22 protein-coding genes are annotated in these 26,390 nt (G+C 63.5%); 11 read left to right on the top strand and 11 right to left on the bottom strand.

The genetic code is table 11. From position 1 onward, the window contains the following. Positions 1-25 precede the first annotated feature (25 nt). Complete coding sequence (locus AC1DRP_RS14450) at positions 26-1,120, bottom strand: ABC transporter ATP-binding protein (RefSeq protein WP_441492158.1); 1,095 nt, start codon at positions 1,118-1,120, stop codon at positions 26-28. Positions 1,121-1,471: 351 nt separating this feature from the next. Between AC1DRP_RS14450 and AC1DRP_RS14445 the strand changes: the two genes are divergently transcribed. The 9 genes from AC1DRP_RS14445 (at position 1,472) to AC1DRP_RS14405 (ending at position 10,547) form a co-directional block, all read left to right on the top strand. Beyond that, positions 1,472-2,173, top strand: coding sequence for an FCD domain-containing protein (locus AC1DRP_RS14445; protein WP_441505608.1), 702 nt, complete (start codon positions 1,472-1,474; stop codon positions 2,171-2,173). A gap of 32 nt (positions 2,174-2,205) precedes the next feature. After that, a complete protein-coding gene (locus AC1DRP_RS14440) occupies positions 2,206-3,648 on the top strand; it encodes an MmgE/PrpD family protein (RefSeq protein ID WP_441505609.1) in 1,443 nt (480 codons plus the stop codon). Between the two features lie 95 nt (positions 3,649-3,743). Further along, the gene (locus AC1DRP_RS14435; RefSeq protein WP_476768806.1) at positions 3,744-4,706 is read left to right on the top strand and encodes a tripartite tricarboxylate transporter substrate binding protein; all 963 of its coding nucleotides are present in this window, start codon (positions 3,744-3,746) and stop codon (positions 4,704-4,706) included. A gap of 49 nt (positions 4,707-4,755) precedes the next feature. Further along, entirely contained in the window at positions 4,756-5,253 is a 498-nt protein-coding gene (locus AC1DRP_RS14430) for a tripartite tricarboxylate transporter TctB family protein (protein WP_476768805.1), read from the top strand. Between the two features lie 10 nt (positions 5,254-5,263). Beyond that, positions 5,264-6,760 (top strand): tripartite tricarboxylate transporter permease, encoded by a 1,497-nt coding sequence (locus tag AC1DRP_RS14425; protein ID WP_441492162.1) that lies wholly within the window; start codon positions 5,264-5,266, stop codon positions 6,758-6,760. Continuing rightward, positions 6,757-8,130, top strand: a complete 1,374-nt coding sequence (locus tag AC1DRP_RS14420) for an MmgE/PrpD family protein (protein WP_476768804.1) — start codon at positions 6,757-6,759, stop codon at positions 8,128-8,130. Before AC1DRP_RS14425 ends, AC1DRP_RS14420 begins: the two co-directional genes overlap by 4 nt. Before the next feature lie 3 nt (positions 8,131-8,133). After that, positions 8,134-8,883: an SDR family NAD(P)-dependent oxidoreductase gene (locus AC1DRP_RS14415; protein WP_441505612.1), complete on the top strand. Its 750-nt coding sequence runs from the start codon at positions 8,134-8,136 to the stop codon at positions 8,881-8,883. Continuing rightward, the gene (locus tag AC1DRP_RS14410) at positions 8,880-9,653 is read left to right on the top strand and encodes a sulfite exporter TauE/SafE family protein (protein WP_441505613.1); all 774 of its coding nucleotides are present in this window, start codon (positions 8,880-8,882) and stop codon (positions 9,651-9,653) included. The genes AC1DRP_RS14415 and AC1DRP_RS14410 overlap by 4 nt, the downstream gene beginning before the upstream one ends. 117 nt (positions 9,654-9,770) lie before the next feature. Further along, a complete protein-coding gene (locus tag AC1DRP_RS14405) occupies positions 9,771-10,547 on the top strand; it encodes an enoyl-CoA hydratase/isomerase family protein (RefSeq protein ID WP_441505614.1) in 777 nt (258 codons plus the stop codon). Between the two features lie 37 nt (positions 10,548-10,584). Here AC1DRP_RS14405 and AC1DRP_RS14400 read toward each other — a convergent pair whose 3' ends face one another. From AC1DRP_RS14400 to cyoA, 5 genes are read right to left on the bottom strand one after another with little or no spacing between them, the layout of a single operon-like run. Then, positions 10,585-11,334 carry an SURF1 family protein gene (locus AC1DRP_RS14400; protein ID WP_441505615.1) on the bottom strand — a complete coding sequence of 250 codons (750 nt, stop codon included), beginning with the start codon at positions 11,332-11,334 and terminating at the stop codon, positions 10,585-10,587. 10 nt (positions 11,335-11,344) lie between these two features. Further along, positions 11,345-11,722: a cytochrome o ubiquinol oxidase subunit IV gene (gene cyoD / locus AC1DRP_RS14395; protein ID WP_476768803.1), complete on the bottom strand. Its 378-nt coding sequence runs from the start codon at positions 11,720-11,722 to the stop codon at positions 11,345-11,347. Beyond that, a complete protein-coding gene (gene cyoC / locus AC1DRP_RS14390) occupies positions 11,719-12,354 on the bottom strand; it encodes a cytochrome o ubiquinol oxidase subunit III (RefSeq protein WP_441505616.1) in 636 nt (211 codons plus the stop codon). Before cyoC ends, cyoD begins: the two co-directional genes overlap by 4 nt. A 9-nt stretch (positions 12,355-12,363) precedes the next feature. After that, positions 12,364-14,364 carry a cytochrome o ubiquinol oxidase subunit I gene (cyoB, locus tag AC1DRP_RS14385; protein ID WP_476768802.1) on the bottom strand — a complete coding sequence of 667 codons (2,001 nt, stop codon included), beginning with the start codon at positions 14,362-14,364 and terminating at the stop codon, positions 12,364-12,366. 41 nt (positions 14,365-14,405) lie between these two features. Then, entirely contained in the window at positions 14,406-15,545 is a 1,140-nt protein-coding gene (gene cyoA, locus AC1DRP_RS14380; RefSeq protein WP_441505618.1) for a ubiquinol oxidase subunit II, read from the bottom strand. 126 nt (positions 15,546-15,671) lie between these two features. Between cyoA and AC1DRP_RS14375 the strand changes: the two genes are divergently transcribed. Further along, the gene (locus tag AC1DRP_RS14375) at positions 15,672-16,997 is read left to right on the top strand and encodes an MFS transporter (protein WP_441505619.1); all 1,326 of its coding nucleotides are present in this window, start codon (positions 15,672-15,674) and stop codon (positions 16,995-16,997) included. 101 nt (positions 16,998-17,098) lie between these two features. Here the strand turns inward: AC1DRP_RS14375 and AC1DRP_RS14370 are convergent, their stop codons facing one another. Both AC1DRP_RS14370 and AC1DRP_RS14365 read right to left on the bottom strand, forming a co-directional pair. Continuing rightward, entirely contained in the window at positions 17,099-17,305 is a 207-nt protein-coding gene (locus tag AC1DRP_RS14370; protein WP_441492172.1) for a hypothetical protein, read from the bottom strand. Between the two features lie 1,261 nt (positions 17,306-18,566). Then, positions 18,567-18,998 (bottom strand): hypothetical protein, encoded by a 432-nt coding sequence (locus AC1DRP_RS14365; protein WP_476768801.1) that lies wholly within the window; start codon positions 18,996-18,998, stop codon positions 18,567-18,569. Between the two features lie 991 nt (positions 18,999-19,989). On the opposite strand from AC1DRP_RS14365, the gene AC1DRP_RS14360 reads away from it, so the two are divergent. After that, positions 19,990-22,779: a UvrD-helicase domain-containing protein gene (locus AC1DRP_RS14360; protein WP_476768800.1), complete on the top strand. Its 2,790-nt coding sequence runs from the start codon at positions 19,990-19,992 to the stop codon at positions 22,777-22,779. 489 nt (positions 22,780-23,268) lie between these two features. Here the strand turns inward: AC1DRP_RS14360 and AC1DRP_RS14355 are convergent, their stop codons facing one another. The 3 genes from AC1DRP_RS14355 to AC1DRP_RS14345 form a co-directional block, all read right to left on the bottom strand. Further along, positions 23,269-24,195: a hypothetical protein gene (locus AC1DRP_RS14355; RefSeq protein WP_476768799.1), complete on the bottom strand. Its 927-nt coding sequence runs from the start codon at positions 24,193-24,195 to the stop codon at positions 23,269-23,271. Positions 24,196-24,332: 137 nt separating this feature from the next. Next, on the bottom strand, positions 24,333-24,746 hold the full coding sequence (locus AC1DRP_RS14350) for a hypothetical protein (protein WP_476768798.1): 414 nt from the start codon (positions 24,744-24,746) through the stop codon (positions 24,333-24,335). 73 nt (positions 24,747-24,819) lie between these two features. Then, positions 24,820-26,277, bottom strand: coding sequence for an RES family NAD+ phosphorylase (locus tag AC1DRP_RS14345; protein WP_476768797.1), 1,458 nt, complete (start codon positions 26,275-26,277; stop codon positions 24,820-24,822). Positions 26,278-26,390 lie beyond the last annotated feature (113 nt).

Raw genomic sequence — 26,390 nt, 5'->3', positions numbered from 1 at the left:
GCGAGATTGCTTTCGCGCCCCCGGTTCAGCGGGCGAGAGCGCGGCAGTGCTCCTGTGGAAAGTGCAGCCAGACGGGTTGGCCGCGGTCGATGGCGAGGTGCGGTTCGGCAACCGTGCGGATCTGCGCGCCGCCGGGAAGTTCGATCAGGTAGTCGCGATGCGAGCCGAGATAGACCTGGCGCAGGACCGTGCCCTGCGCCCGGTTCGGCCCGTCGCCCTGCGGCTTGGCGTCCAGCACGATGTCATGATGGCGCACCGAGACGACGCCATCGCCGCCGGCCGAGAAATCGCCGGTGCCGCAGCGAAGCTTCAGCGGGCCGCACTCGACCGTATCGGCATCGAGCCACCGGCCCTTCAGGATGTTGGTGCCGCCGAGGAAGCGCGCCACGAATTCCGATTGCGGCCGCTCATAGATCTCTTCCGGGCTGCCCGCCTGCTCGATCCGGCCCTGGTTCATCACCACGATGAGATCGGCCGTGGTCATCGCCTCGGCCTGGTCGTGCGTCACATAGACGGTGGTGTAGCGATAGGCGTCGTGGAGCCGGCGGATCTCGAAGCGCATCTCCTCGCGCAGGTTGGCGTCGAGATTGGAGAGCGGCTCGTCGAGCAGCAGGATCTCGGGCTCGACGACGAGCGCGCGTGCCAGCGAAACGCGTTGCTGCTGCCCTCCGGACAGCTCTCCCGGATAGCGCTCGGCCAGCGGCTTCAACCGCGTGACGTCGAGGATCTTGTCGACGAGCCGCGCGATCTCGGCCGCCTGCATCTTCCGGAGGGACAGCCCATAGCCGATATTCTCGCGAACGGTCATGTGCGGCCAGAGCGCGTAGCTCTGGAAGATCATCGACATGCCCCGCCGCTCCGGCGGTTCGCTCCAGCCGGCCGACGAGATCGTGCGCCCGCCGACATGGATCTCGCCACCCTTGGGCGTGATGAAGCCGGCGATGAGGCGCAAGGTGGTCGTCTTGCCGCAACCCGACGGCCCGAGCAGGCAGACGAGATTGCCCTTCTCGACATTCAGATCGACGCGATCGACGACCGTCATCGCGCCGTACCGCATCGTCAGATCGGCAAGTTCCAGAAACGCCAATGCATCCTCCCAGACGCGATATCGCCTGGACATCCGGGGTCCGGGCTTCGTTTTTCTGGATCGGCGGCGAGCGGGTACGCCTGCTCCGCTATCCCAATTTTGATACGAGCTAAGGGCCAATCCTCAGGATTGTCAACAATAAGCATTCTACGATCAACCCTGAGCTGCACTTGAACGGTTGTGCAGTGGGCCGACCGGATCTCCGCGCCTAGGCGGCAGGCGGCAGATCCAAGCCTTAAGCCCAAGTCCCGATATCGGTCTCGGGAGGCGTGGATCTGCGCCGATCTGTTCCCTCCCCGGGACGCGCGACCACCTCATGAGAGCATGGTAACTCGAGAATTGCAAACTGTTGACAGTTTTCTGTAGACGCTGATATCAGAACCTATGACCATTCCAGACGATGCCCTGACCATTCTGAGGACCCGCTCGCTTTCGGGCGTGCTCGAACGCGAAATCGAGAGGGCGATCCTTGCCGGCGAGATTCCGCCGGGGAAGCGGGTCAACGAAAACCATCTGGCGATCCGCTTCGGCACCAGCCGCGGCCCGGTGCGTGAGGCGCTGCGGGCCCTTGAAGGGCTCGGCCTGGTCGAGCTGATCCCCAATCGCGGCGTCTTCATCCGCCAGCCGGCGGTCGAGGAGGCCATCGAGATCTACGACGTGCGCACGGTGCTGTTCGGTCTTGCCGGCAAGCTCCTGGCCGAGCGGGTCAGCGAGGCGGAGGTGGCGCGGTTGAGGGATTATCTCGAGCAGATGGAAGCAGCCGCGCGCCACCGCGACTTCGACCGCTACTACCCGCTCAACCTCGCCTTCCACGAATTCATCATCGATGCCTGCGGCAATGGCACGCTCGCCGCACAATATCGCGGGCTGGTCAAGAAGCTGCACCTGTTTCGTGCCCGCAGCCTGGTGCAGGGCGGCGGCCTGGAGGTTTCCAACTCGGAGCATCGCGAGATGGTCGAGGCGATCGCCGCCCGCGATCCCGAGCGTGCCCAGCGCGCCCATTCCGACCATGTCGCCCGCGCCAAGGCGCGCCTGCTCGCCGCCTACCGGAAGACCGAGGCGCAGCCCACGCGTCTGACCAGCTGACGATCTTCGTTCAAGAGAAAGCCGGATACGCCATGACCGAGCTCAACCACGTTACTGCCTCCGCTGTCGCGTTCATCGAGAGGGCGAGCTACGACGGCCTGCCAGCTGAGGCGCTGCGGATCGGCCGGCGCTGCATCATCGATACGCTTGGCCTCTACCTGGCCGGTGGACTTGAGGACTCGGTGCGCATGCTGGCGGCCGATGCGGCGGAAACCGGCGGCAAGGCCGAGGCGCTGCTGATCGGCCATGGCCATACCCGCGTTCCCGCGGCGCTGGCGGCGCGCGTGCTCGGCACTGCCGGCCATGCTCACGACTGGGACGACACCCAGGTTTCGAACGACCCGCGCCATGTCTACGGCCTGCTGACCCACCCCTCGGTGCCGCCGCTGACCGCCGCGCTTGTGCTGGCGCAACGCCTTGGCGGCGTTGACGGCAAGCGCCTCATGCTCGCCTTCCAGACGGGGTTCGAGGTCGAATGCAAGATCTCGGAATGGATGACGCCGCGCCATTATCGTCGTGGCCATCACAGCAGCGGCACGGTCGGCACCTTCGGCGCCGCCGCCGCCGCCGCGAAGCTGCTCGGTCTCAAGGGCGCTGAGGTGGCGCATGCCCTCGGCATCGCAGCGAGTTTCGCTGCCGGCATCCGCTGCAATTTCGGCACGATGACCAAGCCGCTTCATGTCGGTCGCGCTTCGGAAAACGGCGTCACCGCGGCCCTTCTCGCGGCACGCGGCTTCACCGCCGACCCGGCGGCCCTCGACGGCACCTGGGGCTTCTTCCAGGTGATGGGCGAGGGACTTTCGGAAGAGAAGCTGCCGCAGGGCTTCGGCGAGACGCTGACGATCGCTGAGCCCGGCATCAGCATCAAGCCCTACCCGTCCGGCATCCTGACCCACCAATCGATGGACGCGATGCTGGCGTTGGTGCTCGCGCATGACCTCAAACCCGAGCAGGTCGAGCGCATCCGCTTCTTTGCCGGCAGGAACATCCTCGAGCCGATCCGCTATCCGCTGGCGCAGAACCACCTCCAGGCCAAGTTCTCGATGCCCGCGCTGCTCTCGATGATCGCGCTCTGTCGCCGCGCCAGCCATCACGAGTTCAACGACGCGTTCGTGGCCTCGCCGGCGATGCAGGACATGCAGAAGCGCACCGAAATCCTCAACGACCCCGAAATCGATGCGCGCGGCTATGACAAGATCCGCTCGCGCATCGAGGTCGAGACCAAGGACGGCCGGACCCTCGTGCAATGGGCCGACGAGCGCTATCGCGGCGGCCCGGACAACCCGATCAGCGACGCCGATCTCGAAGCCAAGTTCCGGATGTGTGCCGAGGGCGCGATCACCGACGCCGCCCAGGACAGGCTGCTCGATCTGGCCTGGGGCGTCGACGCCCTGCCGCGGATCGAGATGCTCGTCGAGCAGCTCGTCTTCGACACCACGCCGGCAGTCCGGCCGCTGCGCAACGCCGCGCAGTAAGACGGCCTGGCGCGGAGAAGCCGCGCCGCCGCGCCAATCGAACGAGGCCTCTCCGAAGCAGGGAGGCCCATTCATCGATCTCAGGGAGAGAAACCATGCGACATCTGGCCATCGCCACAGCCGTCGCCACCAGCCTCTCGGCCTGGTCGGCAGGCGGCGCCGCCGCGCAAGCGCCGGTCGATTACCCGCATAAGGTGGTCACGCTCGTCACCCATTCGAGTCCGGGGGGCGGCAGCGACGTCTTCTTGCGCGAGATGGCCAAGCACCTGCCGAAATACATCAAGGCGACCTTCATCATCGAGAACGTGCAGGGTGGCAGCGGAGCCCGCGCCGTCTCGCGGCTGGCGACGGCGCCCGCCGATGGCAGCGTCTTCTACGCGACGACGCCGACCTACATCTACACCTCGCTGCTCTCGAAGACACAGCACGGCTACAAGGACGTCGAGCCGCTGGCGAACTTCTTCACCGACTCGGAGGTGATCTACACCCGCGCCGACGGCCCCTACAAAACCCTCAAGGACGTGATCGACAAGGCGCAGAGCTCGCGTGGGCGTTGGGGCGCGGCCAATCCGGCCTCGCTGGAGCGCCAGGCGGCCGAGCAGCTCAAGAAGGCGGCAGGCGTGTCCCCCGCCGTGGTCTCGCATGAGGGTGGCGGCGACCTGATGATCAACGTGCTCAACGGCACGCTCGATATCGGCATCGGCGAGATCCCGGAGATTCGTCCGCAACTCGAGGCCGGCAAGATCCGGCTGCTCGCGACCTTCGATGCCAAGCGTATGGAAGCCTTCCCCAACGTCCCGACGGTGAAGGAATCCGGCTACGCGATCGCGCTCGACAAATTCCGTGGCCTTGCCGGCCCCAAAGGGCTGCCGCCGGCGATCACCAAGATCTGGGACGAGGTCGTGCCGAAGATCCTGGCCGATCCCGAGTATCAGAAGGTCTACAGAACCGAGAGCCTGGTCGCGAACTTCATACCCCACGACCAGTACCAGGGCTTCGTCCAGAACTTCGGCACCGTCACCGAAGCCTTCCTGAGGGAGAACGGCGTCCTGAAGTGACGCCGCGCTCCAGCGACCATGTGCGCAACCCGTCGGGAAAGACCGTAGCATGAGCGGGCGAACAGCTCAGAAGGATCTGGCAGGCGGGCTCATCGTGCTCGCCATCGCGATCCTGTACTACCTCGGCATCAGCGACATCGCGGAGAGTTCGCTCGCCGACGATGTCGGCGCGGGCGGATTGCCGCGTATCCTCGCCTTCGCCCTGGCCGGGTTCGGCGCGGTCCTGGTGGCCCGCGCCATCATCGAGGGCGCGCTGGCGCGGGCGCCGAAGCCAGCCGCGATAGTCACTCAACCCGGTGATGACGACCCGATCGCGCCGCTGCCGCGCGCGCTCGGTTTCCTCGGCTTCGGTGCGGCCTATGTCGTGCTCGTGCCGATCATCGGCTACCTGCTCGCCATTGCCCTCCTGATCGGCGCGATCGCTCTCTTCGAGGGCGCGGCGGCGAACTGGAAAACCGCGCTGATCGCGATGGGCGGGGCCGTCGGCTACTGGGCGATCTTCGTCAAGCTGCTCGGCGTGCATCAGCCCTCCGGCTGGTTCTTCTAAGGGGACGATGATGCATTCGCTCGGAATCGCATTCGACCTCCTGTTCGGCTCGCCGATCATCCTGTTCTCGATCGTCGGCCTCATCTGGGGCATCATCGGCGGATCGCTGCCCGGTATCTCGGCCTCGATCACCATGGCCCTGCTGCTGCCCTTCACCTACGGCATGGCGCCGGTGCAGGCGATCGTGATGCTGGCCTGCACCTATATCGGCGCCGAATATGGCGGCTCGATCCCGGCCATCCTGATCCGCACACCCGGCACCAACTCGGCCGCCGCGACCGTGATCGACGGCTACGAGATGAAGAAGCAGGGCCGGGCCGGCGAGGCGCTGGGCATCTCGCTCTGGTCGGGCGTCATCGGCAGCCTGTTCGGCCTGGTCATGCTGATCATGCTGACCGAGCCGCTCTCCTGGGTCGCACTCGCCTTCAGGCCAACCTCCTATTTCGCGCTCGGCATTCTCGGCCTCAGCGTCATCGCCTCCATGACCAACGGCTCGCTGCTCAAGGGTCTCGCCGCGGCAGTCGTCGGGCTGATGATCTCGACCATCGGCACCGACCCGATCTCGGGCGTGACGCGCTTCACCTTCGGTAGCCCGGAGCTGCTCGGAGGCGTCGAACCCGTCCTGATCATGATCGGCATCTTCGCGGTCAGCGAGTTGATGATGCAGTCCGGCTCGCGCGACATTGGCGGCCTGCGTGAACAGGTCAAGGTCCGCCTGCCCAGCTTGAGCATGATGAACAGGCTCAAGCGCTCGCAGTTCATCGGCTGCCTGCTCGGCACATTCGAGGGGCTGACCCCGGGTGGCGGCGGTTCGATTGCGGCCTTCCTGTCCTATAACGAGGCCAGGCGCTGGTCGAAGGAGCCGGAGAAATTCGGCAAGGGATCGGAGGAGGGCGTCGCTGCGCCCGAGACCGCCAACAACACGGTGGCCAGCACCGCGTTGATCCCGCTTCTCTCTTTCGGCATTCCGAGCTCGAACTCGACTGCGGTGCTGCTCGGCGGCCTGCTGATCCACGGGCTGCTGCCCGGGCCACGCCTGTTCGAGCAGAATGCCGATGTCGTGGTCGGGCTCTATCTCGGTTCGTTCATCGCGACCCTGGCACAGATCGTCGTCGGCATCCTGCTGCTGCCCGTCTGCGTCTGGCTGGTGAACCGGCCCCGCGCCTATCTCGCCGGCTTCATCCTCGCCTTGATCCTGTCGGGCATCTACACGCTCAACACCTCGCTTGCCGATCTCGGCATCGCGCTCGGCATGGGCCTCGTCGGCTACCTGATGCGCCGCGCCGGGTATCCGTTCCTGCCGCTGATCCTCGGCGTCGTGCTCGGTCACATGGTCGAGTCGAGCTATCGCCGCTCGCTGCTGCTCTCCGGCGGTGACCATTCGATCTTCCTCGAAGACCCGATCGCGGTCGGCCTGCTGCTGGCATCGACCGTCTTCGTCACCCTCTCGCTCGTCCGCGAATTCCGTGACGCGCGCAATGCCAAGCTCAAGGATGCGCACGCGTGAACCACCAGACTTCGATCGCCGATGAGCCGGTCGCGCTGCGGCTCGCCAGCTTCGCCGCCCATGCGAGGGTGAGCCCCAAGGCGCGGGAGACCGTCCGCCTGCTGCTGCTCGACGTCGCCGGGCTTTGCGTCGCGGCGCGTGGCACCGACTATGTCCGCGCCGCCCTGGCCTCGACCGCGTCGTCGGGCAAGGCAACCGCGATCGGCCATGCATCGGGCCTGGGCCCCTATGACGCCGCGCTGGTCAACGGCACCGCGGCGCATGGCGAGGATTTTGACGATACATTCGAGGGCGGGCCGATCCACGCCGGCGCCGTGATCGTGCCGGCCGTGCTGGCGGCGGCGGAGCATCGCGGGTTGTCGGGCGAAGCCGTGCTGCGCGGTGTTGCAGTCGGCACCGAGCTGATGTGCCGAATGAGCCTGGTGACGCCGCAAGCGATTCACAAGGCCTGTTTTCACCCGACCGCGGTGATCGGCGCTCCCGCAGCTGCCGCCGCGGTGGCGAGCGCCCTCGGCCTGCCCCCGAAGCTGATCGCGCATGCCATCGGCGTCGCCGGCAGCCTGGCCTCCGGCATCATCGAATATCTCGCCGACGGCAGCTGGACCAAGCGGCTCCATGCCGGTGCGGCAGCGCAGGCCGGCATCCGGGCCGCCCTGCTGGCCGAGGCCGGCTTCCTCGGACCCGCAACCGTGATCGAGGGCCATCACGGTTTCTACCGCGCCTTCGCTCCGTCGAAGGCACCGGATTTCACGCCGCTGCTCGACGGGTTGGGCGAGAGCTGGGTGCTCGAGACACTCGCCTTCAAGCCCTATGCCTGCGGAACGATGACCCAGCCCTTCGTCGACTGCGCCATCGCACTGGCGCAGCAGGGTATCAAGGCGCAGGACATCGTCAGCCTCGAATGCGAGGTCGGCGAAGGCACGGTGCACCGGCTCTGGGAACCACTGGCGCTGAAACAGGCGCCGCCCAACGCCTATGCGGCAAAATTCTCGACGCCCTATTGCGTCGCCGTCGGTTTCATCGATGGCGGCGCCGGGCTTGGGCAATTCACCGAGGAGCGCGTGGCGGAGGCGAGCGTGCGGGCGCTGGCCGCCAAGGTGTCCTATGTCGTCAATCCAGAAGACGCGTATCCGCGCAATTTCAGCGGCCATATCAGGGCTACCCTCACGGATGGCTCGCTACGCGAGCTGCGTCAGCCGCACATGCGCGGCGGGGCGCATGAACCTCTTTCCGCAGGCGATATCCTGCAGAAATTCCACGACAACGCCGCCTTCGGGAGCTGGGCGCGCGAGCGCTCTGAGCAGATGGCCGCCGCGCTCGACACGCTCGGCGCCGGCGGCAGCGTCGACCTCTCGGCGGCACGGGGCTGAGCGATGACTGAACTCGACGGCAAGGTTGCGCTGGTCACGGGAGCAGCCCGCAATATCGGGCGCGCCATCGCGCTCGAACTCGCCGCCGGTGGGGCAGCGGTGATGGGCGTGGCGCTCTCGGACGAGACAGGGCTTGGCGAAATGGTCGCCGCAGTCGAGGCCGAGGGTGGTCGTGCCGCCTGGCAGTTGGCCGATGTCACCAACCCTGGCTCGGTCCGCGCCGCCGTCGAGGCCACGCTCAAGCGCTTCGGCCGGATCGACATCCTCGTCAACAATGCCGCGATCCGTGGCGAAGTGGCCTTCGATGCGATGACCTTGGCGCAATGGCATCAGGTGCTGGGCGTCACGCTCGACGGCCCGTTCCTGTGCTCGCAGGCGGCGCTGGACGCGCTGACCGCGAGCGGCGCAGGCGCCGTCATCAACATCGGCGGACTGACAGCCTATACCGGCGCGAAGCAACGCGCCCATGTCGTCACCGCCAAGGCCGGACTCGACGGTCTCACCAAAGCGCTGGCGCAGGAGCTGGCCGAGCGCGGGATCACCGTCAACCTCGTCTCCCCCGGCCTGATCGATACGGTGCGCGGCGGCCACTCCGCCGCCGAGCCGGACCATCACAAACACCGCACCACCTTGGTCGGACGCCGCGGCCGGCCGCAGGAGGTCGCGGCGATGGTGCGCTATCTTGCCGGGCCGAACGGGCGCTATCTCACCGGCCAGACCATGCATGTGAATGGCGGAGCCTATCTGCCATGAGCCTCGTGGCCGACCCGGCCTTGCTCGGATCGGCCGTGCAGGTTGTGACGGCGCTCGCCGTCGGCACAGCCGCCCTGGTCGGATCGCTGCTGAGTGCGCTCACCGGCTCGGGCGGCGCGATCGTGCTGTCGCTGGTGCTGGCCCCGATCATCGGCGTCGCCTCCGTGGTGCAGACGATCAGCGTTGCGATGCTGCTCAGTCATGTCGCGCGCGTCGGCGCCTTCCGGACACTGATCGACTGGCCCGTCACGAGGCGCATCCTGTCGGCGGCGATCCCCGGCTGCCTTGCCGGAGCGGTGCTCTATACCCGACTCGACGAGGCGGCGATCGGGCTGGTGCTCGGGATCTTCCTGATCGCGATCGTGGTGCTCAAGCGCCTGTTCGCCGGCCGGCGCTTCGAGATCGGGCCGACCGGCGTTCTCGTCGCGTCAGCATTCTTCGGCTTTCTCTCGGGCACGACGATCGGCGGCGGATTGCTGATGATCCCGATCCTGCTCGGCGCCGGGCTTGGCGGTGCAGCGCTGGTCGCGACCGATGCGATCGTCGGTCTCACCATGCATCTCACCAAGACACTGGTCTTCGGGCAGGCAGCAGTCCTGACCAGCGCGCAGGTCTGGCTCGGTGCGGTGATCGGGCTTTGCATGTTTCCGGGCGCTTGGCTCGCCAGAGCACTGCTCGCCCGCATACCGCTCAAGGTCCACACGCTGCTGCTCGACGGCGTCGTTGCGCTCGGCGGCTTCTCCTTCGTGGTCCAGGCCCTGAGGGACTGAGCTTGAAACGATGTCCGACACAGGTTCCGGCGCACGCCGGTCCGACGCCGCGCTCCAGCCGGGCGCCGGCGACAGCGGTTCCCCTGATGCCGGCTGCAGGAAGGAGAGCAGGAATCGATGAGTGACGAGATCTGCTATGAGGTCGACAGCGGGATCGGCTGGATTACGCTCAACCGGCCGCAGGCGCGCAACGCGCTGACATTTGCGATGTATGACCGTGTCGCCGAGATCTGCTCCGATCTCAAGGGCCATGGCTCACCCAAGGTTCTGGTTCTGACCGGGGCGGGAGAGAAAGCCTTCGCCGCCGGAACGGACATCTCGCAGTTCCGCGCCTTCGACAAGCCGGAGGATGCGCTGACCTATGAGGCACGCATCGACGGTGCATTGCAGAAGATCGAAAGTTGCCAGGTTCCGACCATCGCGGCGATCTCGGGAGCGGCAACGGGCGGAGGCGCCGGCATCGCTTGCGCCTGCGATCTCCGGATTGCGACGCGCAACGCCCGCTTCGGCTTCCCGGTTGCGCGCACGCTCGGCAATTGCCTGTCCATGAACAATTATGCGCGGCTCGCCACCCTGCTCGGACCGGCGCGGGTCAAGGACATCGTCTTTACCGCGCGGCTGATGGATGCCGACGAGGGCCACCGGATCGGTCTCTACACTGAACTCGTCTCCGACCATGCCGCGCTGATGGAGCGGGCAAAGGAATTGGCCACGACCATTGCTGGCCATGCACCGCTGACCCTGCGCGCGACCAAGGAAGCGATGCGACGGATCACCAGATCCGACCGCACAAGGGAAAGCGACCTCATCCTGATGTGCTATATGAGCGCCGATTTCCGAGAGGGTATCGAGGCCTTCCTCACCAAGCGCGCGCCGACCTGGCAAGGACGATGAGGCTTGGTGAACCTCGGAAGCCGCGGGTTCGCTGCATTTATGCTGACGGCGGCTCGTCGGCCTTGCCCCGGATCACATAGGCCGCCGCCCCCGCGCTCATCAATGCAAGGCAGAACCAGGTCAGCGCGTAGACAAGATGCGTGTTGCGGAAGCTGACCTGTGTCATCCCGCCCTGCGGCAGCGGGCCAGGCTCGGAGACAGCGTCGGCATCGACGAAATAGGGTGCGACCTCTCCGACGCCCTGTGCCTGCGCGATCTGCACGACATCGCGGGAATACCAGCGCCCGGCGGCGGGATCATTCGCACGCAGGAAGCCGCCACCCGGCTCGCTCAGCCGCAGCAACCCGATGGGACTCGCCGCTTCGCCGGCAACCTTGCGGCGTTCGTCCGGCCCACGCCGCCCCTCCGGCAGGAAGCCGCGATTGACGAGAACGGTAAAGCCGGCATCCGTTCGAAACGCCGCCAGCACCCAGAAGCCGGGGCCGCGCTCCGTCACCGCCATCGTCAGCGTTTCCGGCCCGGGGAGATAGCGCCCCTGCAATGCAACGCGGCGATATTCGTCGGTGGCGGCGTTGATCCTGCCCCATTCCGCCGGCCCGGGCGCGGCCGCTGGCGGCGCGTGGATGCGTGCCTCGACACGGACGATGAGGTCGAGCTTCCAGGCCCGCCGCTGCATCTGCCAGATGCCGAGCCCTGCGAAGATGAGCGCAAGCACGCAGGCTGCGGCGACAAAAACGACATGGGCCGTGCGCGGTCGGCGCCCCTGCCCCGCGTCCGGGAACGTCACGACGCCAGCCTCACATCCTGTGCATGTCGCTCGGCATCATGTTGGCGTTGAGGTGGTACRTGACCCACAGCGAGCCCGAGAGCACGATCACCACGATGATGATGGTGAAGATCAGCGCCATCATCGACCAGCCGCCTTCGGAGCGGCCGTTCATGTGAAGAAAATAGACCATGTGGACGACGATCTGCACCGCCGCGAAACCCATGATCACGAGCGCGGTCAAAGTCGCGTGACCGAGCACGTCATTCATGACGAGCCAGAACGGGATCGCGGTCAGGATGACCGAAAGCACGAAGCCGGTGATGTAGCCGCGCAGGCTGCCATGGGGAGCGCCATGGGCGTCCCCGTGCTCGCCATGCGGCTCGGCGTGATTCTGGCTTCCGCTCATTTCAGCACGCCCATCAGGTAGACGAAGGTGAAGACGCCGATCCAGACGATGTCGAGGAAGTGCCAGAACATGCTCAGGCACATCAGCCGGCGGCAATTGGCCTCGATCAGTCCGTGTCTTGCGACCTGCCTCATCAGCACGACCAGCCAGATCAGGCCGAAAGTGACATGCAGCCCGTGCGTACCGACCAGCGTGAAGAAGGAAGAGAGGAACGCGCTGCGCATCGGCGTCGCGCCCTCGTGGATCAGGTGGGCGAACTCGTAAAGCTCGACCGCGAGGAAGCCGAGGCCAAACAGGCCGGTCACGACGAGCCAGCTCTGCATTGCGGCCTGCCGGCCCTTTTCCATCGCCAGCATGGCGAAGCCATAGGTGATCGAGGAGACCAGCAGCAGGCCGGTATTGACCGCCACCAGCCTGAGATCGAACAGGTCGGCGCCGGACGGCCCCGCCGCGTAGTTGCGCCCCAGCACCCCGAACGTCGCGAACAGCACCGCGAAGACGAGGCAATCGCTCATCAGGTAGATCCAGAAGCCGAGCATGGTGGAGCCGCCGGAGTGCTCGTGCTCCTCTTCCGTGACGTAGAACGTCGGGGCGCCGTTTCGGACCGGGACCTGTGCTGCCGCCTTCGCCATCATCATTCCTCAGGCCCGGGCCAGCAGCTTGCTGCGCGAATCCTCTTCGCGCAGTACGGTCTCTGCCGGGATGTGGAAGTCGCGGTCGTAATTGAAGCTGTGCGTGATCACACTCGCCACGGCGCCCACGAAAGTCAGCGCTGCCAGCCACCAGACGTGCCAGATCAGCGCGAAGCCGCAGAGCGTCGCGAAGCCCGCGATGATGACACCGGCCCCGGTATTCCTCGGCATATGAATCGGCCGGAAGCCAGCGAGCGGGCGCTGATAGCCGCGCTTCTTCATGTCGGACCACGAGTCATGGTCGTGGATCACAGGGGTTAAGGCGAAATTGTAATCCGGCGGAGGCGAGGACGTCGACCATTCCAGCGTGCGCCCGTCCCAGGGGTCGCCGGTCGTGTCGCGCAAGGCATCGCGACGGATGATGCTGACCGCGATCTGGATGAGGAAGCAAAGGATGCCGAACAGGATCAGCACCGCGCCGATTGCCGCGATCACGAACCAGATCTGCAACGAGGGGTCCTCGAAGCGATTCAAGCGGCGGGTCACGCCCATCAGGCCGAGCACATAGAGCGGCATGAAGGCGACGTAGAAGCCGACGACCCAGAACCAGAAGGAGAGCTTGCCCCAGAACGGATCGAGCTTGAAGCCGAAGGCCTTCGGAAACCAGTAGGCGATGCCGGCGAAGATGCCGAAGACGACGCCGCCGATGATGACGTTATGGAAATGCGCAACCAGGAACAGGCTGTTGTGCAGCACGAAATCGGCCGGCGGCACCGCCAGCATGACGCCGGTCATGCCGCCGATGACAAAGGTCAGCATGAAGGCGATGAGCCACATCATCGGCAGCTCGAAGCGGATGCGGCCGCGATACATCGTGAACAGCCAGTTGAAGATCTTCGCGCCCGTCGGGATCGAGATGATCATCGTCGTGATGCCGAAGAAGGAATTGACGCTGGCGCCCGAGCCCATCGTGAAGAAATGGTGCAGCCAGACGAGGTAGGACAGGATGGTGATCACCACCGTCGCATAGACCATCGAGGCATAGCCGAAGAGCCGCTTGCCGCAGAAGGTCGAGGCCACCTCCGAGAAGATGCCGAAGGCCGGCAGGATCAGGATGTAGACCTCGGGGTGCCCCCAGATCCAGATCAGGTTCACGTACATCATCGGGTTGCCGCCGAGATCGTTCGTGAAGAAGTTGGTGCCGACATAGCGATCGAGCGTCAGCAGCGCGAGCGTCGCCGCCAGGATCGGGAAGGTCGCGACGATCAGGACATTGGTGCACAGCGACGTCCAGGTGAAGACGGGCATCTTCATCATGTCCATGCCGGGCGCGCGCATCTTGATGATGGTCGCCACCAGGTTGACGCCGGAGAGCGTTGTGCCCACGCCCGCGATCTGCAGCGCCCAGAGATAGTAGTCCACGCCCACCCCGGGTGAGTAGGCGGCACCTGAGAGGGGCGGGTAGGCAAGCCAGCCCGTCTTGGCGAATTCGCCGATGAAGAGCGAGGCCATCACCACCACGGCGCCGCCCACCGTCATCCAGAAGCTGAAATTGTTGAGGAATGGGAAGGCGACATCCCGCGCGCCGATCTGCAACGGCACGACGAAGTTCATCAGCCCCGTGACGAAGGGCATCGCCACGAAGAAGATCATGATGACGCCATGGGCGGTGAAGATCTGGTCGTAATGGTGCGGCGGCAGGTAGCCCTCGCTGCCGGCAAAAGCGATCGCCTGCTGGCCCCGCATCATCAGCGCGTCGGCGAAGCCGCGCAGCAGCATGATGACCCCCAGGATCATGTACATGATCCCGATCTTCTTGTGGTCGACGCTGGTGAACCACTCGTTCCAGAGATAGCCCCAGGCCTTCATCCGCGTGATCAGCACGAGGAGCGCAAGGCCGCCGAGCACCACGACAGCAAAGGTCGCCACCAGGATCGGCTCGTGCAGCGGCAGCGCTTCGAAGGTGAAACGGCCGAACACCAGCTTCCACCATTCGGGATAGGAGGTCATGGATCCCTCGTCTCGCTAGCGGCGACCATCTCGGACGCGGTTCAGTTGGCAACGCGGGCGGTGACGCCCGCGGTACCGTAGACGTCGGCGGGTGTGCAGATCGCCGTGACGAAGGGGCGCGGCGGCATCGGCTGCCCGCCCCGGCGCACGCTCTTGTCGTATTCGAGCGCCATCACGGTCGAGATCCCCTCCCTGCCGCCGCCGCCCTTGGCATCCATCGCCATCATGTCGCGCGTGCACATCTTGGCGCGATCGACGCACATGTTGAGGACCGCCTGGAACAGGTCCGGTGCGACATCGCGGAACTGCCGCGTCGACTCGCGCTCGCTTGGGCGTTCCAGCACCAGATATTCCTCGCGTCCGAGTGGCCCGCCCTTTTCGCGCGCGGCTCGGGTCCAGGCCTCGAAGCCCTGGCGGTCGACGCCGCGGAAACGGAAGCGCATGTCGGAGAAGCCGGCGCCGCTGTAATTGGCCGAGAAGCCCTCGAAATCGCCGGGATGATTGATCACGGCGTTGAGTTTCGTCTGCATGCCCGGCATGGCGTAGATCTGCCCCGCCAGCGCCGGAATGAAGAGGGAATTCATGACGGTGGAGGACGTGATCCGGAATTCGATCGGCTGGTCGACCGGCGCCACGACCTCATTGAGCGAGGCGATGCCCTGCTCCGGGTAGAGGAACAGCCACTTCCAGTCGAGCGCCACCACCTGGATGACCAACGGCCCTTGCGGTGGCGCGTTCTCGCTCATCCTCGCAGCGGCAGCCGGCTTCGCCGCGCTGATGCGCCCGAGCGGCCGGTAGGGGTCGAGCAGATGCGTGGCCATCCAGGTGATCGCACCGATGACGATAATGATCAGCAACGGAACCGCCCAGATCACCACCTCGAGCGGCAGCGAATGGTGCCAGTCGGGGTCATAGGTCGCGTTGGCCGAAGCGCGGTAGCGCCAGGCGAAGAACACCGTCAGCGCCATCACCGGCACGATGATCAGGAGCATCAGCGCCGTGGAGGTCAGCAGCAGGTTTCGCTGCTGCACGGCAACATCGCCGGACGGTGCCAAGAGTACCATCTGGCAGCCGCCGAGCATCGCGAAAACAGGCAGAACCGTTAGAAATCGAAGGATCCGCAAGAGACTCGAGACCTCCCTGCCGCCGGAACAACCTTCTCTATGCCCATTCCTTCGCATCACCCATCAGACAATCTGTCCCATTGCGAAGGTTTGACGGGTATCTGCGATCCACCGTATCCATTTGCATGAGGTGCGGGCAAGCCCGTACGATCCGACCCGCCCGATAACGAGGGGTTCCCGGTCATGAGCGCTGAGGCAGCGAACCATACATCGGGCCACCTGACGGACGAGCACGGGCGCGACCATGTCTCGCCCGGCGAGATCGCGATCGGCGTGATCATCGGCCGGACTTCCGAATATTTCGACTTCTTCGTCTTCGGTCTCGGCTGCGTTCTGGTCTTTCCCGAGCTGGTGTTCCCCTTCGCCGACCGGCTGACCGCGACGCTCTATGCCTTCGCGATCTTCGCGCTGGCTTTCATAACCCGCCCGATCGGCACAGTGCTGTTCATGGCGATCGACCGTCGCCACGGCCGCGCGGCCAAGCTTACCGTTGCGCTCTTCCTCCTCGGTGGCGCGACGGCCGCCATCGCCTTCCTGCCCGGCTATGCCACGATCGGCATCTGGTCCGGCATCATTCTCGCGATCTTCCGGCTCCTGCAGGGCATCGCGCTCGGCGGAGCCTGGGATGGGCTCTCCTCCCTGCTCGCCCTCAACGCGCCCGCCGGCCGCCGCGGCTGGTACGCCATGCTGCCACAGCTCGGTGCTCCGCTTGGCTTCATCCTTGCCGCCGGGCTGTTCGCCTATTTCGAAGGCTCGCTGTCGCGGGAAGATTTCCTCGACTGGGGTTGGCGCTACCCCTTCTTCGTCGCGCTGACGATCAATGTCGTGGCGTTGTTCGCGCGGCTGCGGATGGTCGCAACCCACGAGTTCGCCCAGCTCATGGAAACCCGCGAGCTCATGCCCATGCCGGTCCTTGAACTGGTCAGGGCGCGCGGCAGCACCCTCATCCTCGGCGCCTTCGTGCCACTGGCGAGCTTCGCGCTGTTCCACCTCGTCACCATCTTCCCGGTGAGCTGGATCAACCTCTTCACCGAACGTTCGGTTTCGGAATTCCTGATGGTGCAGGCGGCCGGCGCCGTGGTTGGCTTCGGCGCGATCGTCACCTCCGGTTTGATCGCCGACCAGATCGGCCGCCGCAACACGCTCCTTGTCTCTGGCGGAATGATCGCGCTCTTCAGCCTGTCGAGCATCATCGCCCCCCTGCTCTTCGGCGACAGCCTGGCCGGGCAGACGATCTACGTGATCATCGGCTTTGGCCTGCTTGGGCTCTCCTACGGCCAGACTGCCGGCGCCGTGGCCTCGAGCTTCGGCACCCAGTACCGCTATACCGGCGCAGCGCTGACCTCGGATCTTGCCTGGCTGCTCGGCGCGGGCTTCGCGCCACTCGTGGCGCTGACCGTGTCCAGCCAATTCGGGCTCGCCTGGGTTGGCGTCTATCTGCTCTCGGGCGCGCTCTGCACGCTCGCGGCACTAGGGATCGATCGGCGGCTCGAGGGGCGTTACGGCTGAACCACCCGCAACCCGCAAGCGATGATATGCGTCCGCGCCGAGCCTGAGGCGGTGGAAGAGGCTGAAATGGTCCGAAGTCAGCGGCCGCTCAGCGCCTACGGCTAACGCGTCGCACGCCGTGTTGCGCGCACCACGGTGGGAGCCGTGACCGCCCCCGCAGCGCCCCCAACGACCGCACCGACCGGACCACCGACAAGTGCGCCCGTTCCCGCTCCGGCAGCGGCACCGCCGATCCTCTGCTGGGTCGTGTTGCAGGCGCTCGCCGCCAATGCGGTGAGTAGCAATAGCGTCATCACTGAAGCCTTCATCGCGCGTCCTCCTGGTTGCGCAACGTCCTTGAACGGCAGCTGTTCCCCTGCCGTGGACCGATCGGGTGGCAATCTCTTCGGCTTCGCCCCCAAAACGGATCGCAGCATCTGAGCAGTGACGGTGCCGCATCATGCTCAGTCCATTGCGCCCGGTCGTTCGTCGGATCTCACGCTGAGCCACGCCGCTTCGAATTGGCGCGCAGTCGCCAGCGCTTGGCAGCGGCGCTGCCTTGCGGTCGACAAGGAGCGGCAACAACCACCCTGCTCACGGGGAATGCTCAGCAGGCGATCGAGAGACTGGATGCACGACGATTCGGCCCAGCAGGCCCCGCGATAGGCGCGTGGGGTCAAATGGGCCATGATCGCGCGAACCGCGCCGAAATCATGGGACGACCGGGCACATGACCGACACGCGGCCGGATCGATCGCTGGCAGAACGACACGCGTTGGCGAAGATCGACCACCCCATGGCCTTCGGCCGAGTGCAGAGCGCTGAATCGTGCTTGAATGAAAGCTTACAAATGGCCCTGAAAACGAACCGTAAGCAGTGCTCCTGAGAAGGAGCCAAAAATGGCGCGCCCGAATAGCGTAACTTCGAACCAACTGTTCGAAACGCTATTGGCCTGGAATTCACTCCTTGAGGAGCGAGAATCCTCTGATTATGCAGTGCCGCAATGTCTCTAAGCGAATTGCGCTGGGCCAACATGTGTATCGGCGCGGCTTGTTTCCCATTGGGCGCCGAAGCTAGCCTCCGCAATTTCGAGCGTAGGGGCCGTCAAATTTATCAGTTATTTGTTGCCTGTAGGATTAAGAAAAATGTCGATTATGTGCGGCCAATCGCATGCCGGTTTGCACACGAATAACCCGACACCAATCCGCTAAGTTCACCGAAAATCGGACTCCCAATGGCTTCATTGCCGACCAGAATCGTGTCACGCGAGCTAATGGGGTCCCTGACTACGGGTTCCGCCGAGGAGACTCGGTTTATTTCGAATATGCCCCTCCGGCGATCAAAGCCCCGCTGTGGCTGACGTGAGGAGGTGCTGTTCTACCCGAAAAGAGCAATCTAGCGAGATAGCGCGGTCTTCACGACGTCATAGCGGGAAGCGCGCGGCTGCCGTTGCCAACCGCCCACTAACATTCAACCCGGACCTCTCGGCGGGGGCGGATCAACACCACTCGCCGCTGCCGAAGAACCAGAGGCGCCGAGGCGCCGAGGCCCCCAATGACGCGTGCGGGGTGAAATCACCATCGCCAACGGCTACTCGACAATGCCAACGGTTTTTAGTGCCTGCACAAGTTCTGGGTGCATCTCAAATTTCCAATTCACGCGCTCTGTCTTAGTCCCGCTAACTTCGTTGGCGAGAGCGCTGATCAGAAAATCCGATCCATCATGTTCCATTTTCTTGAAGGTCAGCGAAAGCGCCTCACCGACCTTTCGACCCAACTTGCCGTAATGGAGATTCGCCGTCCCGTAATCCGACCATCCAGCAGCGCGAGCGAGCTCGCCTGCCGTTTTGATTCCGGCTGCGTTCTCCGCCAGCATCGCGCGCTCGTACCGCTTTAGAAGTTGGGTGCGAAGGTACGTCTCATACTGTTCAGCAGTTGCGATGTGGGTTTCGCGTCGGCCCTGCTTTGCAGCAGCAAAGGACCGATCAAGCCAGGCACGGGCTGCGATATAGGCGTCGTCCATTGTATCGCCTGTGGCGATGTGGTGCCGCTTGTCGCCCAGATTAATCGCAACCTCGCATTTTTTGCGAAGCGTGCTCCCCTTGAGCTCGAAKCCCTTATATTTTTCGGGCATTATTTGTTTGATCCCCCCATTAATTTTTGGGGCAAACCATACAGATCGGCGGGTCTAACACCAGTACGATAGGCGCGCCGATGTAGACGACTTTTGTCGGATACCCGTTCGTCACCGGTTCCGTCACCGAGATCTCCGTCGCTTGCGTGAGATCTTACTCGGCGGTCGCGCCGATGGCGCCGCCGCACGCCTAGTGGCGTCTCGCCTCAGGTAGCGAGGCGGCTAGACAAGATCAGATGACGCCGTTGGCTTGGAGCTGCAATCGGATAGGGCTTGATAATCCTCGACTGYAGCTCTCAGCATGCTCAATTCGAGGCGTTCGGAATCGCTGATCTTCCTGAGATCCTCGATCTGGCCAATGCGTTCGAGCACCACACGGTACTCCTCATGATTTGTGATCGCCACGGTCGGGGTTTCCGGCCAGCGTTCGGCGCGAGCTTCACATCGGCTTTGGCACGGCGGCACGGCGGCGACCTACTGCGTTGCTCCGAGCGCGCGGAAGCGGCGGTCGCGTGGCCATCGCGGACCACAAGAGTTGGAAGGCGCGTGAAGGCGCTTCCGTCCCGCGCCAGATGCGGACATTGGCGCATTGCCGAAGAAGCAGACGCTACGAGTGTGCTGACAAGAGTTCGGCTCTCGACCCAAGCGAGACGTTCGCGGCAGAGCGCCAGATTGGGGAAGATGGCCCATTCCGGACTCTGACAACGTCTGCTCTCAGACAGTCTGATGCGTGCGCCGGCCAGGGCCGGAAGCTGCCCGTCCGCTATGTTCGCATTCAGCAAATAGTTGACGTTCCGCTCTCGAGGGCAAACAGCTGTCGAGCCCTGTCAACTCGCACTTTGCTAAGCTCACGCTCGCCATGTTCTCGATTAAGACAGCCATGCTGAAGCGCGCCCGCACATATCGTCCCGGACTATTCGCCCGACTGTTCTCCGGCGAGAACTGGAAACTGACACCCGGTCAGCGTTCGACTGCCGGTATCTGCCTGGTGTCGGGCGGCGGCGAGACCGAGTTGGAATGCTTAGACCTCGTGTCGGTCCAAACCGCGAAAGGGGCCCTGTGGCACGCCGTTGAGATCCGCTCGAGGACCAAGGTGGATCGCTTATCGGGCCTCGGCCGAAACGCCGCAGACGAACTCGCGGCCGACCTCGTGGCGTTCGTCAACGAATATCTGGGCGAGCTGATCCGTTCCGAGACTGATCAGCTGCGCGAGATCGACGCGAGACTCGGCGCGGTCGTGACGGACAACCACCGGTATCTGGCGAATTCGGACCTCGCCAGCGCAATTGCCGGCGTGCCAGGAAAGGCGGCAACGGCGTTTTCGCACCCCCTGTTCGATCCCAGGCGGATGGCGCAGACGCTCGAGGCCGCCTTGCCGGCCTCCCACTCCTTCCTAACCGATCCGAACGTGCGCCATCACTACAACGAGCGGTTCGTCGTGGCCGAATTGGCCGCTTTTGCGGCGTTCTTCGACGACCTGGACGGCCGGTCGTTGTCCGGGCAGCAGCGTGAGGCCTGTATCCGCCTCGAGGACAACAACCTGCTCATTGCGTCGGCGGGATCGGGCAAGTCCGCCACAATGGTGGGCAAGGTAGCGTATGTGCTCGCGAAGAAGTTAGTACGCCCTGACGAAATACTGGTCTTGGCCTTCAACAAGAAGGCGGCCGGTGAGCTTAGGGAGCGCATCGCCAGGCAATTGAAGGTGGAGCCCGACAAACTTGAATGTCGTGTGACGACCTTCCACGCTTTGGGCCGCGGCATAATCCAGGAGGTCGACGGGCGGCCGCCCCAGCTTGCCAACTGGGTCGAACATCCCGCCGGGGAAGCCAAGGCGATTGAGGAAATCATCGTTGAACTAGTCAGCTCCGACGGGGAGTTTATGCGACTTTGGGTTGATCTCCTGGTCTTGCATCCCAAGGCCGATATCCCCCGGGAAACGTTCGACAGCGAGGTTGACTACCAACGATACGTCACGGAGCGGCGGACCAGGGGTAAGGCGACGATCGGCTCGCTGGCCGGAATTTACGTCAAATCATTGCAGGAACAGTCGATCGCCAACTGGCTCTGGTTGAACTCGGTCGCGTTCGAATACGAACGACAGGTCGAGGTGCGGGACGCGGAAGGCGCCGTCCGCCATATTCATCCCGACTTCTATTATCCGGCGACCGGTACCGTGCACGAGCATTTCGCGATCGATGCAAACGGCGCCTCACCGTTCGAGGACTATGTCGTCCACGCCGAGGCAAAGCGCCGGGACTATCAGGTCGGGCAGATCGACTTTTTCGAGACGCGATCCGCCCAGGCCAAGGACGGCACGATTTTCGATGTCATGCGCGAGCAACTTGAGCGTCGCGGGATACCACTCGTGGCGAAGCAGTATAGCGATATTGCGAAGGCGCTGGAGCCAGTGGTGGTCAGGCACTACCACCAGATCATCGGCACGTGCGTCAAGCACATCCGGGCGAGCCACCTGACGCTCGATACGCTGCTGCAGCTTGCGCAGTCGCTCCAAGATAAGGAACGCGCACGGATATTTTCGGGCGTCGTTTACAGAATCACCCAAGCCTATTCCAAAAAGCTCGTGGATGCCGAACGGATCGATTTCGATTCCATGATCGCCGACGCGACGCAGCTGGTTGAGACGAAACGATACACCTGTCCGTACTCGCTGATCCTAGTGGACGAATTCCAGGACATATCTGGACCCAGGGCTAAACTCATTAAGTCGCTGCGAGACCAGAAGCCGTTCTCCAAACTCTTTGCCGTGGGCGACGACTGGCAGTCTATCTACCGTTTTGCTGGCTCGGATGTGACCCTCTTCACAAGATTCGAGCCGAACTTCGGCACAAGTTGGCAAGGTCGGCTCGAGCAAACTTACCGCTGCAACCAGCTAATCGCGGAGACAGCTGCGCGTTTCGTTCAACGGAACCCAGAGCAACTCAGGAAGTCGGTACGGTCTATACGGCCCGCTATACCCAAATCGATCCGCGTCATCCCGATCGAAGGCGCAAAGAAGAGGCCGGACTTCGGCGCAGCCTGCCTGCGGATATTATCCCGGCTGGATGTGTTCCTGGGAAGCATCGTCGCGGAGCAGCGGCGCGACACGGCAAGCCAGAAGCTTAGAGTACTCGTTCTCTGGCGCTACAACCATCTCGATCCGTTCGCCGGCCGTATGCCGGCATTCGCGCATATCGAGGTTTCGGCGCTTTCCTTCCACCGCTCGAAGGGTCTCGAAGCGGACTACACTATCCTGCTCGACATCAGCGAGGGCGACTATGGTGTTCCGAGCCGTGTCGAAGACGACGAGCTGCTGAACCTAGTGATTCCCAATCCCGAGACCTTCGAGTACGCAGAGGAACGACGCCTGTTTTACGTCGCCTTGACCCGGGCCAGCCGCGGCGTCTTCATGCTGGCCGACAGTGCCCGACCCTCGCGCTACATCCAAGAACTCTGCGAGGCCGCTGGTGAGGAGATCCGCTTCGAAACCATCGACGGCCAAGCGCTACAGCGATGCCCGGCCTGCCGAGTTGGTCAGTTGGTCGAAAGGAAAACGAAGACCGGGCGCTCGTTCGTCGGCTGCAGCCAGTATCCAAACTGCAGGCACGCGGTGTTCTCCGGCAAGCAAAAGCAAAACAGATCGCGAGCGTCACGGCGACCTATAGTTCAATAGTGCTATAGCCGCCGCTGTCGCCAACCTCGCCGTTGAATGGACATGCCGCTCCCTCCAAATTTTCCACGCGAGAACCGGCTAACGTCCGCCTTCGGGCGCTGGCAGAGGTGATCCCAAGGGCCGATATGGGCACATCCGGTCCTGCGGAGCGGACCTAGCGAACTTCAGCTAGCCACCCATGTCGGTTATTGGCGAAATGGCCGCTCGCGACCCAAGTGAGACGTTCGCGGCAGAGCGCCAGACGGGGGAAGATGGCCCTTTGCAGACATGCGGAACGTCTGCTTCAGGGCAGTCTGCTGGGCCTGTTGATCGAGCAGCCACGGGTGGCCCTTCACCCGACTTTCGGAATGTCAGCTTGTGGGCGCATTCAAATCCATTTTCCGAGTGCGCCGAGAGATGATGCGCCTGCGCGCTTTTTACGTCCCACTATTGCAACTGCTGGCACTTTTTCATGCAGCGTCATGCGGTATGTTGCATCGGGAGGGCGCCCTAAGGAGAGTTGGGGAACAAGGTCGACTTGGCCCGCCTAGCAGCCTTCGGCTGAGGTGGCCTACTGACCAACAGCACCTGTTTTTCGATCTTTTCCACGAACTCCCGGATCATATCGGCAGCAGCCTGGACATACTGCTTTGTGAACATCGTAAGTTGCGTTCCGTCCTTGTTGAAGCCGTTCCGGTGAACGCAGTCGTGACGGAGCTTGATCATTGCGATCAGCGCAGCGCTATCCTTCGCCAACGRCAGGATCTGGAACTGCAAGGCGGTCGAATAGAGGAAGTTCACCCGTTCCAGGTTGTGATAGAGGATCTCTTGGAGGTAGGTCCGCACGCGTCTCTCGACAAGATCAGGCTCCTCGGCGATCTGCACCAGCGTGAACTTCTGCTTATTCAGCTCAGTGTCCTTCTCCATCAACCGGCCCATCGCCGCGGGATCGTTCAACGTCGCATTGATCAGGGTGTCGCCTAGGTAAGCTTCGAGCGCCGTGATCTGATGTGAGAAGATCATCCGGTTGAGGAGATGACCCCCGCCTAGCCCACCATGGTCGGCTAGCAGGTCACCGGTCATGTGATAAGAATCGTGGTAGATTCGGAACGGATCAGGCGGGGTATCGTCATTGAGCCAATACTCGTCCTCCGCGTCCGGCACATGTTCAAGGCCGAAGTCGAAGTTCTTGATGACCTCATGCCGGCCGACATCGGTGTCGTCGTTATTCTCGATCCCGAGCGGGTATTCCCACAAAGCCCAAGTGAGTGTCCCTAGATGCGGGTGCTCGACGATGGCCTCATAGCGCAGCTCGGACCCCATGCCCCGCTCTTCGCCGCCGTTCTGCTCCCATTCGAGTTCGTCGCTCTCGATTTCGTAGACGACCCCGGTCGTCCGGTGCCGGATCTCGGCGGTGCCTTTCGTGTACGGTTCCATCGCCCTACTCCCCCTTGCCGTCGGTCACCTTGGGCCACTTTTCTCTAATGCTGCCAACCACCGTCTTGAGGCTCTTTCTAGGCGCCCAGTGATACCGGCCGAAGATGTCGCTGAAGCCGATGTCGACGTCGTTGTCATCACGGAGGTGTTCGTGCCGGAACGGCAGGTAGGTTGAGAACTTCTCTCCCACCGGTCACTGGCATGCCGCCATGGGCGGCCCTTCTGGCATGGATTGCATCGGGGATGTTGTTGGCGGTGACCATCACGCCCCAAGTCCACCTGTCTCGCCCGAGTTTGTACCACCAGCCGTCCGCGCGTGACCGGGCGACGAGGTTAGTGATCGTCGTGTCTGTGGGACCGAAATTCGTCGCGTTTGCTTCTAGGAAGGGAGGGGACTTACCGTTCTCGTCGATGATGTGCATGACGGCAAAGCCGATCCGGATCTTTGGCTTGGGGTGAAGCCACTTGCTCCACACCGTCCATGCCAGGCTGACCAGCGAGACGATCGCCGAGAAGATCGAGACGACGAACGCCCAGTCAGCCGTCGTCATTGCGGTCGCCACCGCGGAAGCAGCCGCTCCACCCATCTAGATTACTCCCACCGCCGACGCGCTGTCCGTCACGTTAGAATCCGCCATCCCGCCATTGGTAGCTATTGCGCGACACGCGGTAGTCGGTGGTGTCGTATTTTACCCTGTCCACGTGGTGGACTCTGAGCGATTTCATGTCGACGCGCAGAGCCGGCTCTCTGCTATCCACGTCGGGTTCGATCCAAGGGTTGCCATGTATCGCGGCGAAATCCGGCCAGCCGGGTGACGGAGCGGCCATCTTCCTTTCCTCGGGCGGGAGCCATTCGATCACGGAATAATCGATGTCCTCCCCATCGGCATGCTGTTCGTAGGTCTTGCCTTCGATCCTCGTCCCCTTCGGCACCTCATAGGTTTCGACGCGTGCGGCCTTATGGAAGAGCACGACATTCAGGTCATCGCCTGCCGCCTGCACCGATGGGAACAGGATGCCATCGATCGCAGGCTCCTTCTGGGTCGCGAGGAAATCGGCGATCGCCTGAGTGGGCAGGTACTCAAAAGCCTCATCGTCCGGCATCACTGGTCGCGTGATTTTCTTGCTCAGGAACCGGAGGAACATCGCTCGCTCTAGCCGCCTTCCGAAGCTTGGGTCGAAGATGCTTCCGCGCTCCACGACATCGCTCAGCGCCGTGAGATCGAGCAGGCGCAGAGGTCGGATGATCTCGAACCGCCCGACCAGGGTTTGGCTGCCGACTGGAGGTCGGACCTCGGCAAGAGCAACGAGAGCCGTGCTCGCGCCGTAAAATACCGATATGCCGCGAGCGTTCATCCGTCCTGCACTCGATAGGTGCGCAGGGGCCGATCCCAGATGCTTGTCTGGCCGGCCCATGGCTTCGACGAGCTTGTCCTCGGATTGGAACGCTCTGGCCCGGTAGAAGGCCTCCAGCGGCGTGCCCGGACCAGCATCGACAAGCAGGGGGCCGTCGTTCTTGGTTCGCATCGTCTCGATGTCGCCAAATACCGAAACAAGGTGTTTCGTGGCCGTCTGACTGAAGAAGCGCGCCTCCGTCTTCAGCGATCGCTCGAATGAGCTCCATTCCCCATGCCAGGCATCGATGGTCGACCTCCTTTCCTCATAGTAGGATTCCGCAGCAAATTCGGTTTCCAAACCACTCATAGAGGCGTCGTAGTCACCGTTCTCGTCGTCGAGGATCTCTTGGATGTCTCGCGCGGCATCGGCGGAGATCTCGGCGGCGTTGGCGATGGCATTGATGACTTCCTCGCCATCCCGTTCCCACTCATAGGTCCCCTCCTTATCCGCCTGCATCATCTGCTGGAAGGAATTGGGCTGATCGGAGGTGCGCCTGTAGTGCTCGTTGAACACTTCGGAGATCCGCTCTGCCATGGTCGCGAGCGTGTAGCTCTCTTGCTGAGTGCCGCAATACGAACACTCAGCGACCTTGCCGTGGGTCAGCATTTCTCTTTTTAGAAAGCTCTCGCCGACGCATTCGAAGCACAGCTTGTTATTTTTCAACTCGGCAATATCGAACGACATCAATTCACGCCCTGTGCTTCTCTTCCGGTGTCGGGAGCATGCCCCGCCCGCAGAGCCTTAGGAATGGGCCCGCCCGAAATTAGGAATTTATGGAGACTGACGCAGGTAAAGAC

It is taken from the genome of Allobosea sp. 01N443 (assembly GCF_056399325.1).
The sequence above is the reverse complement of the archived record's forward strand: the minus strand, read 5'-3'. Positions and strand labels throughout refer to the sequence as shown.

Bases quoted from the DNA above. Each gene is read 5' to 3' on its own strand.
- AC1DRP_RS14450 (WP_441492158.1), bottom strand. From the start codon at position 1,120: ATGTCCAGGCGATATCGCGTCTGGGAGGATGCATTGGCGTTTCTGGAA.
- AC1DRP_RS14445 (WP_441505608.1), top strand. From the start codon at position 1,472: ATGACCATTCCAGACGATGCCCTGACCATTCTGAGGACCCGCTCGCTT.
- AC1DRP_RS14440 (WP_441505609.1), top strand. From the start codon at position 2,206: ATGACCGAGCTCAACCACGTTACTGCCTCCGCTGTCGCGTTCATCGAG.
- AC1DRP_RS14435 (WP_476768806.1), top strand. From the start codon at position 3,744: ATGCGACATCTGGCCATCGCCACAGCCGTCGCCACCAGCCTCTCGGCC.
- AC1DRP_RS14430 (WP_476768805.1), top strand. From the start codon at position 4,756: ATGAGCGGGCGAACAGCTCAGAAGGATCTGGCAGGCGGGCTCATCGTG.
- AC1DRP_RS14425 (WP_441492162.1), top strand. From the start codon at position 5,264: ATGCATTCGCTCGGAATCGCATTCGACCTCCTGTTCGGCTCGCCGATC.
- AC1DRP_RS14415 (WP_441505612.1), top strand. From the start codon at position 8,134: ATGACTGAACTCGACGGCAAGGTTGCGCTGGTCACGGGAGCAGCCCGC.
- AC1DRP_RS14410 (WP_441505613.1), top strand. From the start codon at position 8,880: ATGAGCCTCGTGGCCGACCCGGCCTTGCTCGGATCGGCCGTGCAGGTT.
- AC1DRP_RS14405 (WP_441505614.1), top strand. From the start codon at position 9,771: ATGAGTGACGAGATCTGCTATGAGGTCGACAGCGGGATCGGCTGGATT.
- cyoC (WP_441505616.1), bottom strand. From the start codon at position 12,354: ATGGCGAAGGCGGCAGCACAGGTCCCGGTCCGAAACGGCGCCCCGACG.
- cyoB (WP_476768802.1), bottom strand. From the start codon at position 14,364: ATGACCTCCTATCCCGAATGGTGGAAGCTGGTGTTCGGCCGTTTCACC.
- cyoA (WP_441505618.1), bottom strand. From the start codon at position 15,545: ATGCGAAGGAATGGGCATAGAGAAGGTTGTTCCGGCGGCAGGGAGGTC.
- AC1DRP_RS14375 (WP_441505619.1), top strand. From the start codon at position 15,672: ATGAGCGCTGAGGCAGCGAACCATACATCGGGCCACCTGACGGACGAG.
- AC1DRP_RS14370 (WP_441492172.1), bottom strand. From the start codon at position 17,305: ATGAAGGCTTCAGTGATGACGCTATTGCTACTCACCGCATTGGCGGCG.
- AC1DRP_RS14365 (WP_476768801.1), bottom strand. From the start codon at position 18,998: ATGGACGACGCCTATATCGCAGCCCGTGCCTGGCTTGATCGGTCCTTT.
- AC1DRP_RS14360 (WP_476768800.1), top strand. From the start codon at position 19,990: ATGCTGAAGCGCGCCCGCACATATCGTCCCGGACTATTCGCCCGACTG.
- AC1DRP_RS14350 (WP_476768798.1), bottom strand. From the start codon at position 24,746: ATGACGACGGCTGACTGGGCGTTCGTCGTCTCGATCTTCTCGGCGATC.
- AC1DRP_RS14345 (WP_476768797.1), bottom strand. From the start codon at position 26,277: ATGTCGTTCGATATTGCCGAGTTGAAAAATAACAAGCTGTGCTTCGAA.